Annotated in this window: 18 protein-coding genes; 13 read left to right on the plus strand and 5 right to left on the minus strand. The window is 64.1% G+C overall.

What is annotated here, in order from left to right:
* The first annotated feature begins 2 nt into the window (after window positions 1-2).
* Window positions 3-437, plus strand: a complete 435-nt coding sequence (locus tag P0R31_RS10000; protein ID WP_275513932.1) for a hypothetical protein — start codon at window positions 3-5, stop codon at window positions 435-437.
* Window positions 438-479: 42 nt separating this feature from the next.
* Here P0R31_RS10000 and ppk2 read toward each other — a convergent pair whose 3' ends face one another.
* Entirely contained in the window at window positions 480-1,280 is an 801-nt protein-coding gene (gene ppk2 / locus P0R31_RS10005; RefSeq protein WP_275513933.1) for a polyphosphate kinase 2, read from the minus strand.
* Between the two features lie 11 nt (window positions 1,281-1,291).
* Window positions 1,292-1,744 carry a hypothetical protein gene (locus tag P0R31_RS10010; RefSeq protein WP_128261714.1) on the minus strand — a complete coding sequence of 151 codons (453 nt, stop codon included), beginning with the start codon at window positions 1,742-1,744 and terminating at the stop codon, window positions 1,292-1,294.
* Between the two features lie 157 nt (window positions 1,745-1,901).
* Here P0R31_RS10010 and P0R31_RS10015 point away from each other — a divergent pair, with 157 nt between their 5' ends.
* From P0R31_RS10015 to P0R31_RS10050, 8 genes are all read left to right on the plus strand, one after another.
* Window positions 1,902-2,327 carry a hypothetical protein gene (locus P0R31_RS10015; RefSeq protein WP_275514064.1) on the plus strand — a complete coding sequence of 142 codons (426 nt, stop codon included), beginning with the start codon at window positions 1,902-1,904 and terminating at the stop codon, window positions 2,325-2,327.
* Window positions 2,320-3,555 carry an HlyD family secretion protein gene (locus P0R31_RS10020; protein WP_275513934.1) on the plus strand — a complete coding sequence of 412 codons (1,236 nt, stop codon included), beginning with the start codon at window positions 2,320-2,322 and terminating at the stop codon, window positions 3,553-3,555. The genes P0R31_RS10015 and P0R31_RS10020 overlap by 8 nt, the downstream gene beginning before the upstream one ends.
* A gap of 181 nt (window positions 3,556-3,736) precedes the next feature.
* Window positions 3,737-4,522, plus strand: coding sequence for a DUF2092 domain-containing protein (locus P0R31_RS10025; RefSeq protein ID WP_275513935.1), 786 nt, complete (start codon window positions 3,737-3,739; stop codon window positions 4,520-4,522).
* Window positions 4,519-4,803, plus strand: a complete 285-nt coding sequence (locus tag P0R31_RS10030; protein WP_275502014.1) for a hypothetical protein — start codon at window positions 4,519-4,521, stop codon at window positions 4,801-4,803. The genes P0R31_RS10025 and P0R31_RS10030 overlap by 4 nt, the downstream gene beginning before the upstream one ends.
* A gap of 83 nt (window positions 4,804-4,886) precedes the next feature.
* A complete protein-coding gene (locus tag P0R31_RS10035) occupies window positions 4,887-6,779 on the plus strand; it encodes a sensor histidine kinase (RefSeq protein ID WP_275513936.1) in 1,893 nt (630 codons plus the stop codon).
* Window positions 6,780-6,958: 179 nt separating this feature from the next.
* On the plus strand, window positions 6,959-8,635 hold the full coding sequence (locus P0R31_RS10040; protein ID WP_275514065.1) for a DUF3300 domain-containing protein: 1,677 nt from the start codon (window positions 6,959-6,961) through the stop codon (window positions 8,633-8,635).
* Window positions 8,632-9,549, plus strand: coding sequence for a DUF2950 domain-containing protein (locus P0R31_RS10045; RefSeq protein WP_275513937.1), 918 nt, complete (start codon window positions 8,632-8,634; stop codon window positions 9,547-9,549). The genes P0R31_RS10040 and P0R31_RS10045 overlap by 4 nt, the downstream gene beginning before the upstream one ends.
* Window positions 9,533-10,012, plus strand: coding sequence for a hypothetical protein (locus tag P0R31_RS10050; protein ID WP_275513938.1), 480 nt, complete (start codon window positions 9,533-9,535; stop codon window positions 10,010-10,012). The genes P0R31_RS10045 and P0R31_RS10050 overlap by 17 nt, the downstream gene beginning before the upstream one ends.
* Before the next feature lie 3 nt (window positions 10,013-10,015).
* Here P0R31_RS10050 and P0R31_RS10055 read toward each other — a convergent pair whose 3' ends face one another.
* Complete coding sequence (locus tag P0R31_RS10055; RefSeq protein ID WP_275513939.1) at window positions 10,016-10,543, minus strand: GNAT family N-acetyltransferase; 528 nt, start codon at window positions 10,541-10,543, stop codon at window positions 10,016-10,018.
* Window positions 10,544-10,681: 138 nt separating this feature from the next.
* On the opposite strand from P0R31_RS10055, the gene P0R31_RS10060 reads away from it, so the two are divergent.
* The 4 genes from P0R31_RS10060 to fabI are packed head-to-tail and all read left to right on the plus strand — an operon-like array spanning window position 10,682 to window position 15,907.
* The gene (locus P0R31_RS10060; RefSeq protein ID WP_275513940.1) at window positions 10,682-12,910 is read left to right on the plus strand and encodes a DUF3141 domain-containing protein; all 2,229 of its coding nucleotides are present in this window, start codon (window positions 10,682-10,684) and stop codon (window positions 12,908-12,910) included.
* A 29-nt stretch (window positions 12,911-12,939) separates the two neighbouring features.
* Window positions 12,940-13,902 (plus strand): phosphate acetyltransferase, encoded by a 963-nt coding sequence (locus tag P0R31_RS10065; RefSeq protein WP_275513941.1) that lies wholly within the window; start codon window positions 12,940-12,942, stop codon window positions 13,900-13,902.
* 5 nt (window positions 13,903-13,907) lie between these two features.
* A complete protein-coding gene (locus P0R31_RS10070; protein WP_275513942.1) occupies window positions 13,908-15,122 on the plus strand; it encodes an acetate/propionate family kinase in 1,215 nt (404 codons plus the stop codon).
* Window positions 15,119-15,907, plus strand: coding sequence for an enoyl-ACP reductase FabI (gene fabI / locus P0R31_RS10075; protein ID WP_025035483.1), 789 nt, complete (start codon window positions 15,119-15,121; stop codon window positions 15,905-15,907). The genes P0R31_RS10070 and fabI overlap by 4 nt, the downstream gene beginning before the upstream one ends.
* Window positions 15,908-15,925: 18 nt before the next feature.
* Here fabI and P0R31_RS10080 read toward each other — a convergent pair whose 3' ends face one another.
* Both P0R31_RS10080 and P0R31_RS10085 read right to left on the minus strand, forming a co-directional pair.
* Window positions 15,926-16,525, minus strand: coding sequence for a hypothetical protein (locus P0R31_RS10080; protein ID WP_275513943.1), 600 nt, complete (start codon window positions 16,523-16,525; stop codon window positions 15,926-15,928).
* Window positions 16,522-17,448 carry an alpha/beta fold hydrolase gene (locus tag P0R31_RS10085; protein WP_275513944.1) on the minus strand — a complete coding sequence of 309 codons (927 nt, stop codon included), beginning with the start codon at window positions 17,446-17,448 and terminating at the stop codon, window positions 16,522-16,524. The genes P0R31_RS10080 and P0R31_RS10085 overlap by 4 nt, the downstream gene beginning before the upstream one ends.
* Window positions 17,449-17,490 lie beyond the last annotated feature (42 nt).

A 17,490-nucleotide genomic window follows, 5' to 3' on the forward strand; every position in this document is an offset into this window, starting at 1 on the left:
TCATGAGAAAATTCACCTTCGGCGCTGTCCTGGTCGCCTCGCTCGCCGCCTTTGCCGGCTCCGGCACGTCCGCGCGTGCCGATACCGGTCAGGTCGCGGTCGTCTTCACCAAGGGCGGCTTCATCGTCGGCGCCGGCGGTGGAGAGGGGGTTCTGCTCTACCGGGGCAAGAAATATCCATTCACGGTTTCGGGCATGAGCGTGGGCCTCACCATCGGAGCATCAACGACGAAGTTCACCGGCCGCGCGCTCAATCTGAAGGGGCCGGCGTCCATCGAAGGCTCCTACGCGGTGGGCGGTGCGGGTGGGGCGGTCGCCGCCGGTGCCGGCGCCGTGCAGCTGCAGAACGCCAATGGCGTGATCCTTCAGCTCAGCGGTCCCAGGGTCGGCGCGGAAGTGTCGGCCGCGGTCGGCGGGGTCACGATCCGTCTGAAGTGATCGGAGCAGGCGGCGGGCTGCGTCAGCGCAGCCCGCTCGCGTTCAAAATCTTTCGGCGACGAAGTTCATTCCCTTCAGGCTGGCCTGGTCGTTGTAGCGTCCCTTGTCCGAGCGCTTCGGCAGCTTGATCTTGTCCTTCTTGATGCGCTGGTAGTGGATGGCGCCGAGAAGATGGGCGATGCAGTTCAGCCGCGCCTTTCGCTTGTCGTCGGACCGGATAATGAACCAGGGTGCGTCCTTCGTGCTCGTCTTTTTCAGCATGAGATCGCGCGCCCGCGAATAATCGTACCACCGCCGGAACGATTCCAGGTCCATCGGACTGAGCTTCCATTGCCGGACGGGATCGTCGATCCGGGCCTTGAAGCGGCGTTCCTGCTCGTCCATGCCGACCTCGAGCCAGATCTTGACCAGGATGATACCGCCGTCGATGACGTATTTCTCCATCTGCGGGCACAGGTTGAGGAAGCGCTCGTGCTCGGCGGGTGTGCAGAAGCCCATCACGTATTCGACGCCGGCGCGGTTGTACCAGCTCCGGTCGAAGATCACGATCTCGCCGCCGGCCGGAAACCGCTCCATGTAGCGCTGGAAGAACAATTGCGTCTTCTCGCGGTCGGACGGCGCGGGCAGGGCGACGACGCGGAATACGCGCGGGCTGACCTTCTCGGTGATCGCCTTGATGGTGCCGCCCTTGCCGGCGGCATCCCGGCCCTCGAACAGGATGATGACCCGGAGCTTGTTCGCCCGCACATAGTCCTGGAGGTGACACAGTTCGACCTGGAGCTTCTCGAGCTCCTTCTCATAATCCTTCCGCTTCATCCGCTGCGCAGCTGCGTCCTTGGGCATGCCGCTCGTTCCTAGTCGTCCCAGGATATGGTCACACCGATGTCGCCGGGCACGCCGCCGGGAAAATCGATGATCTGATAGGAGATGCGGTAGCCGCGCGGTTTCAGGTAATCGGTCCAGAGCTGGAAGATCTCCTTCGGGATTCCGGTCAGGGTGTTCTCCCAGCCTTTCTCCATCTGATTGATGGCGCGGCCCTTGTCCGTGCACAGCGAGTTGGGGAAGCGATAGACCAGCACTTCAGTGAGGCCGTTACGCACCGCGCGCTGGATGATCGTCGAGGCGAGCTTGATCTTCTCCTCCTCGGTCTTGCCCGAGGGCTTGCTCAGGCGCTCGATCAAGGCACGCTTCTCGGCCTCGGCCGCGGCGGCAAGGCGCACATACTCATCCGCCTTTTCGGCCTCCTTGAGGGCGGCTTCCTTGCGAATCTGGGCGGCGCTTGGAATGAGATCGTCTAGGCCGGGCATGGGCGGCTCCTGGTGATTGCGCGATCAGCATGCTGCAGACGCTAGGTTGGCTCGGCCGCGGTTCCTTGACTCAAATCAAACAAATGCGAACATGCCAGAACACAGTGCCCATGCACGATTTGACCGGGAGAGACGTTTGAGCGAGCAGCTTCATCCGATGGCACCGCATCATCTGCCGTTCTATCTCGCACCGGGAAGCGGGACCGACACGCTGATGGTGGTGATGGGCGTATTCCTGATCGGGACCGTGCTCTGGGTCGGCACGCTCTATTGGAAGCTGCACAGCCTGCCCGAGCGGATGGCGCACAAAACGCATAAACTGCAGTTCGAGCTAGTCGCCGTGCTCGGCCTGATCTCGCTGTTCACGCACATGCACATCTTCTGGATCGCCGGACTGCTCCTCGCGATGATCGATCTTCCGGATTTCGGCACGCCGCTGCGCAGCATCGCAGGGTCCGTCGAGAAGATCGCCGACGCGACGCCGGCCTCCGATGCGGAGGAAGTCCTGGCCGAGGCGGCCGTCGCGCCGCCTCCCGCGGACAAGCCGGGACCCGCCAAGGAGAAGGAGCGCAGTCATGCTTGAGCTGCTGATCTGCTCCCTCGTCACGATCCTGCCGGACTACCTTTACCGTCGCTACGTCCAGGGCAAGCGCCTCGGCAAGGAGATTACCTTTTTCTCGGTCTGGTACGAGCTGCGCTGGGGCATCACCGCCTGCCTGATGCTGACGGTGTCGTTGATCACCATGATCTTCTACTTCCATCCAGCCACGTCTTCGGCAACGCTTTATTTCCGCACGGTGCCCATCCTGCCCGAGGGCTCCGGTCGGGTCGCGGACGTCAACGTGGGTTTCAGTGCGCCCGTGAAGAAGGGCGACGTGCTGTTCACGCTCGACAGCTCGAAGCAGAAAGCTGCGGTCGAGACCGCCAGGCGGAAGGTGGCAGAAGTCGATGCCGCGATGCAGACGGCGCAGGCCGACGTGGTCAAGGCCGAGGCGCAGCTCGGCGAAGCCAGGGCCAACTACCAGCAGGCCAAGGACGAGCTCGAGGTCAAGACCGAGCTCCAGCGCCGCAATCCCGGCATCGTTCCGCAGCGTGACATCGACAAGCTCCAGGTGCTCGTCGATCAGCGACAGTCCGGCATCGACGCCGCGACCGCCGCGAAGCAGTCGGCATCCTTGCAGGTCTCGGTTCTGCTGCCGGCCCAAAAGGCCAGCGCCGAAGCCGCGCTCGACCAGGCCCAGGTCGAGCTCGACAAGACCCTCGTACGCGCCGGCGTCGACGGGCGCGTCGAGCAGTTCCTGGTGCGCCCCGGCGACGTCGTCAACCAGCTGATGCGCCCCGCCGGTGTTCTCGTTCCGGAGGGGGCAGGCCGCAAGTCGCTGCAGGCCGGTTTCGGCCAGATCGAGGCGCAGGTCATGAAGCAGGGCATGGTCGCGGAAGCGACCTGCATCTCGAAGCCCTGGGTGATCATTCCCATGGTGATCACGACGGTGCAGGATTATATCGCGGCCGGGCAGTTTCGCTCCGGCGAGCAGCTCATCGATCCGCAGAATGCCGTCCGCCCCGGCACGATCCTGGTGTTTCTGGAGCCGCTGTACAAGGGCGGCCTCGACGGCGTCACACCCGGTTCGAGCTGCATCGTCAATGCCTACACCAGCAACCACGAGGAGATCTCGGCCAAGGGCACCCCGACCAGCCGGAAGATCGCGCTCCACGTGGTCGACGGCGTCGGCCTCGTCCATGCGCTGCTGCTCCGCATCCAGGCGCTGTTGCTGCCGATTCAGACGCTCGTGCTGAGCGGCGGCCATTGAATCGCGAGAGGAAGACGGACGAGATGTGTTCGCCGAAATTCGTCCTCGCCTGCCGTTTCGGCCGCCCTGAGCTGGTCCCGCGCGATAGGAACTCGCGCGAGGAGGTGTGCAAGCATTGACTCATGTCAAGCAAGACGATCACCGACGCATCTCAATGTCCTTCATCCGAGGAGGATATGCGATGAGATCAACAACAATTCTTCGTACCAAATTATCTGGCATCGGCACGGCTCTGCTGCTCGCGGCGATCTCGCCCGCGCACGCCGATGATCCGGCCAAGATCCTGAAATCGATGACGGACTATCTGACCAGCCAGAAAACCCTGTCTGCTTCGTTCGACAGCGACATCGAGATCATCACGCCGGAGCTTCAGAAGATCCAGTTCGCGAGTTCCGGGCAGATCAAACTGGGCAGGCCCGACAAGCTCCGCGTCAGGCGCACCGGCGGCTATGCGGATGTCGAGCTGGTCTATGACGGCAAGACCGTCTCGCTCTACGGCAACGACGCCAAAGCCTACATGCAAGCCGAGCTGGCGGGCACGGTGGACCAGATGATCGGTGAGATGCAGGCCCATTCCGGGCTCGGCATGCCCGGCACCGATCTGCTGCTCACCAACGCATTCGAGGAACTGATGGGCACGGCGACCGACGGCAAGCACATCGGGCAGGGCGTGGTCGACGGGGTCGAATGCGAGCACCTCGCATTTCGCACGCCCGAGACCGACTGGCAGATCTGGATCGAGACGGGCGCCAAGCCGGTGCCGCGCAAATACGTGATCACCAGCAAGACGGTGACGGGCGCGCCGCAATACACGCTGCGGACCAGGGACTGGAAGACCGACGCGTTTGCCGAGGATACCTTCGTGTTCAAGCCGCCGGCAGGCGCCACCAAGATCGAGATCAACTCGGTCGCGATGGCCGAATTCGACGAACTTCCCCCGGGCACACCGACAGGAGCCAAGAAATGATCATGCTGCGAAAGACCTTGATCGGCGCGGCCGCAACGGTCGCCTTTGCCGCCGGACTGTCCTGGAATGGTTCACCTGGCATCGGCGAGAGCAGCTTCTTGTCGGAGGCGCAGGCGAGGGTGGGCCGCCCGCTCACGCCCATGAGCTATGCCGGCGTCGCGCGTCGAACGACACGCCGTGCGGTCGCGGTCGGTGCCGCGGCGGGGGCGGCCGGCGCCTATTATGCGCCCTCCTGCGCGCAAGTCGTGGACGCCTATGGGCGTGTCGTCACGCGGTGCTGAGGCCCGTCTCGGGGCTGTCGGTTTGGTGCGATCCCGGCTAGAATTGCTGGGAAAGCAGCTACCGTAAGCTGCGAGGGTGCAGCATGAGCGGGGGCGCGTCCATTGACCTGCTGAGGCGGCGGATCGCGGCCGCGTTCCTCTGTCTCGGCCTGCTCGCGGCCGAGTGTCTCTTGGCCGGGCAAGCCGGTGCGGTCGAGCGGAGCCGGCGCGGCGAGCTCAAGCGCGTGCTGGTGCTGCATTCCTTCGGCCGCGAGTTTCGGCCATGGAGCGAATATGCGCGTGACATCAAGGCCGAGCTCGAGCGGCAATCGCCCTGGCCACTCGATATCCAGGAGCACGCTCTTCTCACTGCGCGCTTCAACAATCCGGGTCCCGAGGCGCCCTTTGTCGATTATCTGCACTCGCTGTACCAGGGGGCGACTCCCGATGTCGTCGTCAGCATCGGCGCTCCTGCCGCCCGGTTTGCGCAGAAACACCGCGCCCGACTGTTCCCCAACGCGCCACTGATTCTAGCTGCAGTCGAGCATCGACTGATCGATCGCGCCGATCTTGGCGACAACGATGTCGTCGTGGCCGTCCGCAACGATTTCGTCGCGGCCTTCGATAACATTCTTCGGATTCTGCCTGATACCAAATCGGTTGCGATCGTCATCGGTGCCTCGCCACTCGAGACGTTTTGGATGGAAGAGCTGAAGCGGGAGCTGAAACCTTTTGCCGAGCGGATCGAACTGGTCTGGTACTCGGATTTGTCCTTCGAGGAGATCCTGAAGCGCTCATCTCAGCTGCCGGCACAGACCGCGCTGTTCTGGGGGCTGATGTCCGTCGATGCGGCTGGAGTCGTCTATGAGAGCGACTGGGCCTTGCGCAGCCTGCGTGCCGTCGCGAACGCCCCGATCTTTTCCTACCAGGAACCGTTTTTCGGCGACGGCACGGTTGGCGGACCGATGCAATTGATTGCGGAAACGACATCGAGAACCGTCAGCGCCGCGATCGGTATTCTCGGCGGCGCGAAACCGGCGAGCATCAATTATGAGCCGATCGCGTTCGCCGCGCCGCGTTACGACTGGCGGGAGTTGCAGCGCTGGGGCATCAGCGAGAGTAGCCTGCCGCCGGGAAGCGTCATCCTGTTTCGCGAGCCGAGCATCTGGCAGCGCTACCAATGGCAGATGCTGATGATTGCGGCCGTATTCCTGGTTCAGGCGGGTCTGATCAGCGGGTTGCTGCATGAGCGCCGCGGCCGACGGTTGGCTGAGGTCGAGTCTCGCCAACGGCTTGCAGAGCTGGCCCACGTCAACCGCCACTCGGCCGTTGGCGAGCTGACGACCTCGATCGCGCACGAATTGAACCAGCCACTCGGATCGATCCTGACCAATGCCGAAACGGCAGAGCTCATGCTCAATTCTGCCCAGCCCGATCTGGTCGAGGTCCGGCACATCCTCGCCGACATTAGAAGGGACGACCAACGGGCGAGCGAAGTGATCCGCAGGCTGCGCAGCGTCCTGAAAAAGACGCCGTTCGAGGTCAGTAATATCGAGCTCAACGATACGGTGCGCGAAGCAATTGATCTCGTGAAGGCCCTCGCCCTGGGGCGCCGGATCACCCTGAGCTACGAACCGGCCCTAACCGATCTGCGCATCAAAGGTGATCCGATCCAGCTTCAGCAGGTCATTCTCAACCTGATCATCAACGCGATGGATGCGATCTCCGATGCGGGGAGTGGTAAGCGAGAGGTCAGCGTCTCGACGCTCCGTGCAGGCAACCAGGCTGAAATCAAGGTTGCCGACACCGGGCCGGGGATACCCGCCTCCGATCTCGCAAGCCTGTTCGATCCGTTCTTCACGACCAAACCGCAGGGCATGGGCATGGGGCTTGCGATCGCCAGAACGATCGTCGAGGCCCATCACGGCACCATCGTCGGGGCGAACCAGCCGGCGGGAGGCGCACTGTTCACGATCCGGCTTCCGACCGCGCAATGATCAGCGGCACGTCGATCCCCCGTCCTGTTCGGCGGCGGGAACGTGATTACCGCGGATCCTAGCCAATGTCGCAGCTCCTTGCGGTGCACAAGCTCGCAAGCGTCGTTTCGTTGATCTCGATCAACAAATGCCTGCGTCCCGGCTCGATCCTCCCGCACTGGAAGTCGAGGGAGGATGTGATGTTTCGTTGCGGCAATATCCTGATGGCGCTGGCGCTCTTGATGGCGACTTCGGTCGCCGCAATGGCGCAGACTCCGACGACACCTGCAGCCCCGGCGCCGCAGGCGCAGCCCGCAAGCCCGCCTGCGACCGCGGCCGAGCTCTTGAAGCCCGAGCAGCTCGAAGCCTTGGTCGCGCCGATCGCGCTTTATCCTGACGAGTTGCTCGCCAATGTCCTGGCCGCCTCGACCTATCCGCTGGAGGTGGTGCAGGCCGACCGCTGGCTGAAGGAGCGCAAGAGCCTGAAGGGCGACGCGCTGAAGACGGAAGTGGAGAAGCAGGCCTGGGACGACAGCGTCAAGGCGCTGGCCAGCACCGCCGATGTCCTGACCATGATGAGCGACCAGCTCGACTGGACCAAGAAGCTGGGCGATGCCTTCCTCGCCCAGCAGCCGGACGTGATGGACGCGATCCAGCGTCTGCGCACCAAAGCCTATGACAACAAGAAGCTGGTCACCACCAAGCAGCAGAAGGTCAGTGTCCAGTCCCAGGAAGGCAAGCAGGTCGTCGTGATCCAGCAGGCCGATCCCGCGGCGATGTACGTGCCGTATTACGACCCGGCGACGGTCTACGGCAGCTGGCCCTATGCCGAGTATCCGCCGCATTATTGGGGCTACCCGTCCTATATCGGCGCGGGCATGGTCGCCGCCGGCATCGCGTTCGGCACGGCCTGGGCGATCGGACGCTGGGGCAATTACTGGGGCGGCGGCTGCAATTGGGGCAATCGCAACGTCTATGTGAACCATCGCACCACCAATATCGGCAATGGCTGGCAGCACAATCCGGCGCATCGCGGCGGCGTCCGCTACAACAACAGCAATGTTCAGCAGCGCTTCGGCAACAACAATCTGAAGGCCGGCGTGTCGGACCGGATGGATTTCCGCGGCCGCGACGGCAATCAGGTGCTGCGTCCCAACCAGGGTGCAGGAGATCGGGCAGGAGATCGGGCGGGGGATCGTGCGGGTGATCGCGGCGGTCCAGGTGATCGGGCCGGCAATCGCGGCGACCGTCCGGGCGCGGGCGATCGCCCCAGCGCGGGGACGCGCGATCGGCCTAGCGGCGGCGATCGTGCCGGTGCCGGTGATCGTGCCAAAGGTGCGACCAAGGGCGGCGGCGATCGCGCCAAGGCTGCGAACCGCGCCGGTGGCGGTGCGGCCAATCGCGGCGGCGGCAATCGTGGCGGTGCCATGAACGTCTCCTCCGGCCGCTCGGCTGCCGCAGCATCGGCGCGCGGCCGCGCCAGCATGGCGAGCATGCCGCGCGGTGGCGGCGGCGGACCAAGCTTTGCCGGCCGCGGCGGCGGTGGCGGAATGGCGATGCGTGGCGGCGGTGGAGGAGGCGGCTTCCGCGGCGGTGGCGGCGGCGGCCGGCGTTCCGACGTTGCGCTGAAGCACGATGTCGTCCTGCTCGGTCATCTCCAGAACGGCCTTGGCTACTATCGCTTCAGCTATATCGGCAACGACAAGGCCTATGTCGGCGTGATGGCGCAGGAGGTCGAGCAGGTCATGCCCGATGCCGTGACCCGCGGCAGCGACGGCTATCTGCGCGTCCGTTACGAAAAGCTCGGGCTGACGTTCCGCACCTATCGCGATTGGCTCGCCGGCGGCGCCAGGGTTCCTGCGGAGGTGATGCCATGACCGGTCTGAGATCGTTTGGCCGTGCGTTGCTGCCCGGCGTCCTCGCGCTCGCGCTGCTCGGATCGACCTCTCTCGCGCAGGAATCCTACAAGACACCGGAAGAGGCGGCGTCTGCGCTTGCCGCAGCCGTCAAGAGCGGCCCGAGAGACATCTTGAAAGTGCTCGGCAGGAACGCGGAGGACATCGTGTCATCCGGCGACGAGGTCGCCGACAACGACATTCGGGCGCGCTTCACCGCGATGTACGACGCCAAGCACGGCATCAAGGCCGAGGGCAACAAGACTGCCACCTTGATACTCGGGCCGGACGACTTCCCGTTCCCGATTCCGCTGGTCAACACCAGGACGGGCTGGGCGTTCGACACCGACGAGGGGCGCATCGAAGTGCTGCGCCGTCGCATCGGCCGCAACGAGCTCGACGCGATCCAGACCGCGCTGGCCTTCGTCGACGCGCAAAACGAATATGCCGAGAAGGACCGCGGCGAGGGCGTCGGTGTCTACGCGCAGCGCATCGTCTCCTCGCCCGGCAAGAAGGATGGCCTGTTCTGGCGCGACGACAGCGATCCGAGCCCGCTCGGCGCACTGGCTGCCGAAGCCTCGAAGGAGGGCTATCGCGGCGGTGACGTCGGGCCTGCACCCTATCACGGCTATTACTTCAGGATCCTCAAAGGGCAGGGGCGGGACGCGCCCGGCGGTGCGCTCAACTACGTCGTCAAGGGCAAGATGATCGGCGGCTTCGCCCTGATCGCCTGGCCCGCGGAATACGGCAATTCGGGCGTGATGACCTTCCTGGTCAACCATGCCGGCGTCGTCTATCAGAAGGATCTCGGCAAGCGCACGGCATTCGTCGCCGAGCGCACCACGTTGTTCGATCCCGACGAAACCTGGAAGAAGGTCGATGCCGCAAAACCCTGAACCGCAAGAACCTCAGTCTCACGTGCGCCGGCGCGCATTTCGCCTGATCGCGCTGCTCCTGCTCGCGTTCGGGTTGACCACGCCGGCGACGCCGTCCTTCGCGCAAGCCTCCGGCCAGGTCCGGGTCAAGATCGTCAAGGCAGGCCTCCTGGCCGGCGGCGGCGCCGGCAGCGGCGTGTTGACGTACCGGGGCAAGACCTATCCCTTCACGGTCAGCGGCGTGAGCTTGGGCATCACGGTCGGCGCAACCGTCGGCCGTCTCGACGGCTGGGCATCCGGCATCCGGGAGGTCGGTGATTTCGCCGGCACCTACGCTTCGGTCGGCGGCGGCTTCGCGCTGGTCGGCGGTGCCAACGGTGTGCACCTCCGCAACGAAAAAGGCGTCACGATGGTGCTGCAGGGTCCGAAGGCGGGCCTCGAGCTGGCGGCCAACATCAGTCGGATCACGATCGCTTTGAGGTGAAGCTCAAGCGGATCCGAGCCTGAGAGACACGCGCACTGTTCTTGGATCGTCACTCCTCGCAGGCTTGAAGCCCGCCTTCGCGAACACATTTCGCATGGGCCCGTTGTCGGACAGAACCTCGGCCGTGAGCTCTCGCACGCCTTGCTCGCGCGCGATGTCGGTCAGGTGCCTCAGCAATAGGGAGCCCACGCCGCGACCTTGCCAGGCATCCACCACGACAAAAGCCATCTCGGCCTGACCGGGCTCGACGATAACGTACCGGCCGCCGCCGATAATGGCGTATCGACCCTGTTCCTCGACCAGAACTGCCAGCGCGACGTGATTGCGGAAATCCACGTCCATGAAGAAGGCGCGCTCCTTCTCGGAGAAATGTCGCTTCAAAACGAAGAACCGGCTCTGCAGCGACTGCGGCCCGGTACGCCCGATCGCAGCGAGCATGTCCGCCTCGTCGCTGGCGCGAAGCGCGCGGATCTGGATCGGAGTGCCGTCCTTCAGGACGGTTTGCACGCTGTAAGTTGCAGCTTGTGACATGCCGATGTCGCTGGTCCAATCTCATGCCTTATAATGCAGGATAAACGCCTCCGAAGCGTGCAGATCATCTTGACCTAGATCAACGTTCGTCCTCGCCCAGCGCCGTCAATTGGCCAAGGCGACGGAGAGGTCGAGAACATGTCCATGGACAAGGTACAAATTCCGGGTGGTCCCATGTCGGGGCTGGTCGCCTCGGCAGTCGAGTACCTGGTCGATGCGGGACAGCGCAGTGTCATGTTCCTGGACATCATGCGCCGGCGCGGCGATCAGTACCGGGAACACGTCGCGCAAACCGCCCCGCATGTCCTGCAATATACGGCCGAGTTGATCATGGACGGGCGCCGACTCGCCGAACCCGTCAATTACGCATTGGTGCGCATCGTTCCGCCCGAGAACGTCGAGATCGACATGAGCCGGCGGCCGTTCGTTGTGGTCGATCCGCGTGCGGGCCACGGCCCCGGTATCGGCGGCTTCAAGGCGGATAGCGAGATCGGGGTGGCGATGAAGGCAGGCCATACCTGCTACTTCATCGGATTCCTGCCGGATCCGATGCCCGGTCAGACCATCGAGCGCATCGCGCGTGCCGAAGCCATCTTCATCGAAAAGGTCATGAGCCTTCACCCGGATGCCGACGGCAAGCCCTGCGTGATCGGCAATTGCCAGGCCGGATGGGCCGTCATGATCCTGGCCTCGCTGCGCCCAGAACTGTTCGGCCCGCTGATCATCGCCGGCGCCCCGCTGGCCTATTGGGCCGGCGTGCACGGAAAATATCCGATGCGCTATTCGGGTGGGCTCTTGGGCGGAAGCTGGTTGACGGCCCTGACCTCCGATCTCGGCGCCGGCAAATTCGATGGCGCATGGCTGGTGCAAAACTTCGAGAACCAGAACCCGTCGAATACGCTCTGGACCAAGCAGTACAACGTCTATTCCAAGGTCGACACCGAGGCAGAGCGATACCTCGAATTCGAGCGTTGGTGGGGCGGCCACGTCAACCTGAACGCCGAGGAGATTCAGTTCATCGTCGATGAGCTGTTCGTCGGCAACAATCTCGCCGCCGGCAACATCGAAATGTCTGATGGCCGGAAGGTTGATCTCCGCAACATCAGGTCCCCGATCGTGGTGTTCTGCTCGGAGGGTGACAACATCACGCCGCCGCAGCAGGCGCTGCATTGGATCCTCGATTGCTACGCCGATGTCGATGAGATCAGGGCCTATGGCCAAACCATCGTCTACACCGTGCACAAGAGTGTCGGCCATCTCGGCATCTTCGTCTCCGGCGGCGTCGCCAAGAAGGAGCACGCGGAATTTTCCAGCAACATCGACCTGATCGACGTTCTGCCGCCCGGGCTCTATGAAGCAACGTTCGAGGCGAAGGGTGAGGAGACCGCGAGTTCGGATCTGGTCGTCGGCCAGTGGGTGATGCGCTGCGAGGCGCGGACGCTCGACGACATCCGCGCGATGGGCGGAAATTCGCCCGAAGATGAGCGGCGCTTTGCCACGGCCAAGCGGATCTCGGAAATGAACCTGGCGGCCTATCAGAAGTTCGTGCAACCGTGGGTCAAGCGCATGGTGACGCCGCAGATGGCGGAATGGGCTCACAACATGCATCCGCTGCGGCTGCAATACGAGCTGTTCAGCAGCCAGAATCCCTACATGGCGACAGTGAAATCATTAGCGGAGAAGGCCGCCGAGGAGCGCAAGCCGGTCGCCACGGACAATCCGTTCTTGGCGTTCCAGGAGCAGATCTCGAAGCAGGTCGTTCACGCCCTCGACAGCTGGCGCGATTCACAGGAGGCGCTCAGCGAAGCGATGTTCCTCAGCATCTACGGATCCCCGGTGCTGCAAGCGGCGGTCGGGATCGATCCAACGTCCGCGCCGTCGCGCCGGCGTGAGATGTCCGCCGAGCATCGCGCGATGCTCGACAAGCGCATCGCCGAGCTGAAGGCGCGGATCGGTGAGGGCGGCCTCCGTGAGGCGGCGCTGCGCGCCTTGCTCTATGTCGGCTCGGCACGGGGGATGGTGGACGAGCGCAGCATCGAGGCTCTGCGCGAGGTCCGCCGGGAGCACGGCGGCCCACGCATGTCTCTTGCCGAGTTCAAGATGCTGGTGCGCGAGCAGTTCTTCATGCTGTTGCTCGATCGAGAAGGGGCGCTCGCCGCAATCCCGAGATTGCTGCCTGACGACATGAACGTTCGTCGCGCAGCATTCGAGGCGATTGAGCAGGTGCTGTCGGCCAGTGCGGATGTTACGGGCGAGCGCGCAAGGCGGCTGCGGCAGATCGCCGGCCTGTTTGGCCTCGACACCGCGGAAGGTTCCGAAAGGGCGTCGAACGTTGCCCCTTTCGATCCCAAGGCGAAGGCGTCGTAGCGCGAGTTGGAAGGATCCGGAGCGACATCATGTCAGCAGATGCGACGGCTACGCAGTCTCCCAGCAAGTATGATCGCCTGATCGCGGCGGCCAAGGCAATCCCGCCGGCGCCGACAATCGTGGTGCATCCCTGCGACGAGACATCCTTGCGCGGCGCGGTCGACAGCGCCTCCGCCGGCATCATCCGGCCGCTCCTGGTCGGGCCGGAAGCGAAGATCAGGGGGACCGCTGCCAGGTTCGGACTTGATATCTCCGGCTTCGAGATCGTCGATGCCGCACACAGCGACGATGCCGCGGCGAAGGGAGTCGAATTGATCCATGCCGCGCGGGGCGAATTGCTCATGAAAGGCAGCCTTCACACCGACGAGCTGATGCGAGCCGTCACGGCCAAGGTCGGGGGATTGCGGACCGATCGGCGCATCAGCCATGTCTTCGTCATGGACGTGCCGGCCTATGCCGATACCATCTTTGTCACCGACGCGGCGATCAACATCTTCCCCGATCTCGACGCCAAGCGGGACATCATTCAGAACGCGATCGACCTCTACAATCAGGCGGGCTTCGGCCAATCGCCGCGCGTGGCCATTCTTTCCGCAGTCGAAACGGTCACGTCGAAAATTCCGTCCACGATCGAGGCCGCGGCGCTCTGCAAGATGGCGGATCGCGGCCAGATCACGGGCGGCGTGCTCGACGGGCCGCTGGCGTTCGACAACGCGATCGACCTCGAATCGGCGCGCATCAAGGGCATCAAGTCCGAGGTGGCCGGCCGCGCTCAGATCCTGGTCGTGCCCGACCTCGAAGCGGGTAACATGCTGGCCAAGAACCTCGCCTATTTCGCCAAGGCCGACGGCGCCGGCATCGTGCTCGGCGCGCGCGTCCCCGTCGTCCTGACCTCGCGTGCGGACAGCCCAAGGGCGCGAATGGCCTCCTGCGCTGTTGCTGCACTTTATGCTCACGCGCGGCGCCAGAAGGCGCCGACTATCGCGGCGTGACGGCCATGGACAGCATCCTCGTCGTCAACGCCGGCTCCTCGAGCGTCAAGTTCCAGGTCTTTGCGATCGAGGGTGAGGGCATTCTGCGCCGCCTGATCAAGGGGCAGGTGGACGGCATCGGCAGCCGGCCGCGCTTGCGGGCAAGCAGGGCAGGCAACGATCCCATGGCGGACCGGGCCTATCCGATCGAAGCCATTCCGGACGTGCCGGCGGCGATGCAGGTCGCGGGGGAATGGCTGCGGAACGAGGCGCGCATCCATCCGTTGGCGGTCGGGCATCGTGTCGTCCATGGCGGGCCGGATTATGAGCGGCCAATTCTCGTCGATCATGGCGTGGTGGCACGGCTGGAACGCTTCGTCACGCTGGCGCCGCTGCATCAGCCGCACAATCTGGCGCCGATCCGCTCGATCCTGGCCAATTTCCCGACGATACCGCAGGTCGCTTGCTTCGACACCGCGTTTCACCGCACCCACGGTGCGCTGGCCGACCACTACGCCATTCCCCACCAGCTCCACGCCGAAGGTGTGCGACGCTACGGCTTCCATGGGCTCTCCTATGAGTACATCTCCAGGACTTTGCCGCAGATCGCGCCAGAGGTCGCAAAGCGTCGCGTGATCGTCGCCCATCTCGGCAGCGGCGCATCGATGTGCGCGATGAAGAATGGGCTGAGCGTCGAGAGCACGATGGGATTCACCGCGCTCGACGGGCTGCCGATGGGCACGCGTCCGGGCCAGCTCGATCCGGGCGTCGTGCTGTATCTAATGTCCGAGAAGGGAATGACTTCATCGAAGGTGCAGGATTTTCTCTATCGCGATTGCGGATTGAAGGGGCTTTCCGGGGTCAGCAACGACATGCGCGAGCTGGAGGCGAGCCCTGATCCGCAAGCGAAGCTGGCGGTGGACTATTTCGTCTATCGCATCGGCCTCAACGCCGGCATGCTGGCGGCGGCGCTGCAGGGGATCGATGCCTTCGTCTTCACCGCCGGCATCGGCGAGAACTCGAGCGGCATCCGTGCACGTGTGGCGGAGCAGCTCGGCTGGCTTGGCGTGGCACTCGACCCTGCCGAGAACACGCGCCATTCGCGGCTGATATCGGCAAAGACGAGTCTCATTCCGGTCTACGTCGTCCCGACGGACGAGGAGCTCATGATCGCGCAGCACACGCTGGCGCTGTTGATGAACGGCCAATCGCCCAACCCGAGACAAGAGAGGGTGTCATGATTCCAGTATTTCCGGACAGCAAGGTCGCTCTGAAGGGGAAGAAGGGCCTCGTCGTCGGCATCGCCAACGACCAGTCGATCGCCTGGGGCTGCGCCAGGGCGTTTCGCGCGCTCGGCGCCGATCTCGCCGTCACCTATCTGAACGACCGCGCCAAGAAGCACGTCGAGCCGCTGGCGCAGGCCCTCGAAGCGCCGATCTTCCTGCCGCTCGACGTCATGGTGGAGGGCCAGACTGAAGCTGTGTTCGAGCGGATCAAGTCGGAGTGGGGGCAGCTCGATTTCCTGCTTCATTCCATCGCCTTCTCGCCGAAGGAGGCATTGCACGGCCGCGTCGTCGATGTCGGCCGCGATGGCTTTCTGAAGACCATGGACGTCTCCTGCTGGTCGTTCCTGCGGATGGCGCATCTTGCCGAACCCCTGATGAAGAACGGCGGCACGATGTTCACCATGACCTATTACGGCAGCCAGATGGTGGTGGAGAACTACAACATCATGGGGGTCGCCAAGGCAGCGCTTGAGGCTGCGGTTCGCTATGCTGCTGCCGAGCTCGGTCCGAAGGGCATCCGCGTGCACGCGATCTCGCCGGGACCGCTTGCGACCCGCGCGGCCTCGGGCATTCCGGAGTTCGACGAGCTGATGGACAAGGCGCAATCCAAGGCGCCCTCGCGCAGCCTCGTCAGCATCGACGACGTCGGCAATGCCACCGCGTTTCTGGCGCTCGACGGCGCCAAGCTGATTACCGGTGGCGTGCTCTACATCGATGGCGGTTATCACATCATCGATTGATCGCGCAATCGCGCGTTGTCATGCCGGCGGTGCGCCGATGCCGATGCTCTCGAGTAATTCGCGCCAGAGCTTGCGGACTCCGGCGTGACGCTGCGCGAGCGCCGCACTGACTGCGTCGCGATGCGGCGCAAGGTCTGCGCCCTTCAGAAACAGAATCTGGGCCTGCAACAGCCGGCCACTCTCGAATTCGATCCGGCGCAGCGCCATAACAAAAGGATCCTGCGCATCGGCCTCGAGCGGTAGGAGCGCAGCCGGCCGTATGCCGGCATGCACGGCGTGGGCAAGCGCTGCGAGGTCAATCATTTGGGCAAGGCGAGGGTCTGCGATCCCTTCGACCGGTGCAGGCAGCCAGGCGGACTCCCAGGAGGCGACCATGTAACCCAGGGAAGGATCCAACACCCAGGACGTGGCGCGCAGCAGCAGCGAGACGATCTCGGCCTCGCGATAAAATTGCGCATTCAATTCGGTCTGCCATGCCGCGTCGAGCCGCGCGGGCAGCTTGAAAGCGAATTGCCGGGCGAGGGCGCCATGCGCCGAGATCAGGAATGCTGCGACCCGCGTCTGCTGGTATGGTGGAATGCGGCCGTCCGGCTCGACGGGACCGAGGAAGCTGCTCATGGCAGCGCTCGCTTGACCGGGATGGCGCGCAGATGATCATAGCCGGCCGGAAACGGCGTGAGCTCGCCGCCGGGCTGGTCCGGCGCCACCCAGACCGCCTGATTGCCCTGCCAGCGTCCCGCCAGCACGTCCTCGGCAAAGCGCGCGAGCAGATCGACGGTCAGTGTCCCTTTCTCCAGCGTGAAGGCGTGATACGCCTTGGGAATGATCACCAATGAGCTGTTCTGAATCTCGACACGCAATGTTTCGTGGAGACCCCGGGGCGTCAGAAAATCGAACTCGCCGTTGAGGATCATGGTCGGAACGGCGATCTCAGACAGGCGCGGCGTGAGCGGCTGGAAGTCGAGGAAGGACTCCATCAGGTTCTGCAGCGCGTAGACGTCGTTGACCAGCCAACCTTGCCGCTTCACGCTATCGAGCTTGTCCAGCAGCGGCTGTAGCCATTGGTCCGACAGGTTCATGGGCAACAGGAGATCCTGGAGGTAACTCGTGCCGCCGAGGATCAGCCCCGTCCGCAGCGCATTGCCAAGCAGCAAGAGTTGCGGCGACAGCTCCGCAAAGCAGCTCATCGGCACCAGCCCGGTCAGTCGCTTGCCATGCTCGATCGCATACCGCAGCGCGATCAGACCGCCAAAGCTGATTCCGCTCAGAAAAACCGGACCGTCCCCCAGCGCGTCGATCAGGAGACCCAAGGCGGCGACCTGATCGTCCTGGCTGATGAAGAGCCTCGGCTTGTCGGAGCCGCCCTGGCCGAGCAGATCGAAGGTCGCAACGCGGAAGCCTCGCGCCGACAAGGCCTCGCAATAGGCGCCCCACAGCTCTGAATATTGCGTCAGTCCGTTCACGAGAACATGGGCCGGCGCGCCCGCCGGCCCGACGAGCTCATAGCGGATCCGATATGAGCCGTGGCTGAGGAAAGGCATCGCGAGGGTACTGCCGGTGTTTTGATGCCCGCGATCCTCGAT

This window comes from Bradyrhizobium yuanmingense (assembly GCF_029167105.1).
GTDB classification, from domain to species: domain Bacteria; phylum Pseudomonadota; class Alphaproteobacteria; order Rhizobiales; family Xanthobacteraceae; genus Bradyrhizobium; species Bradyrhizobium yuanmingense_A.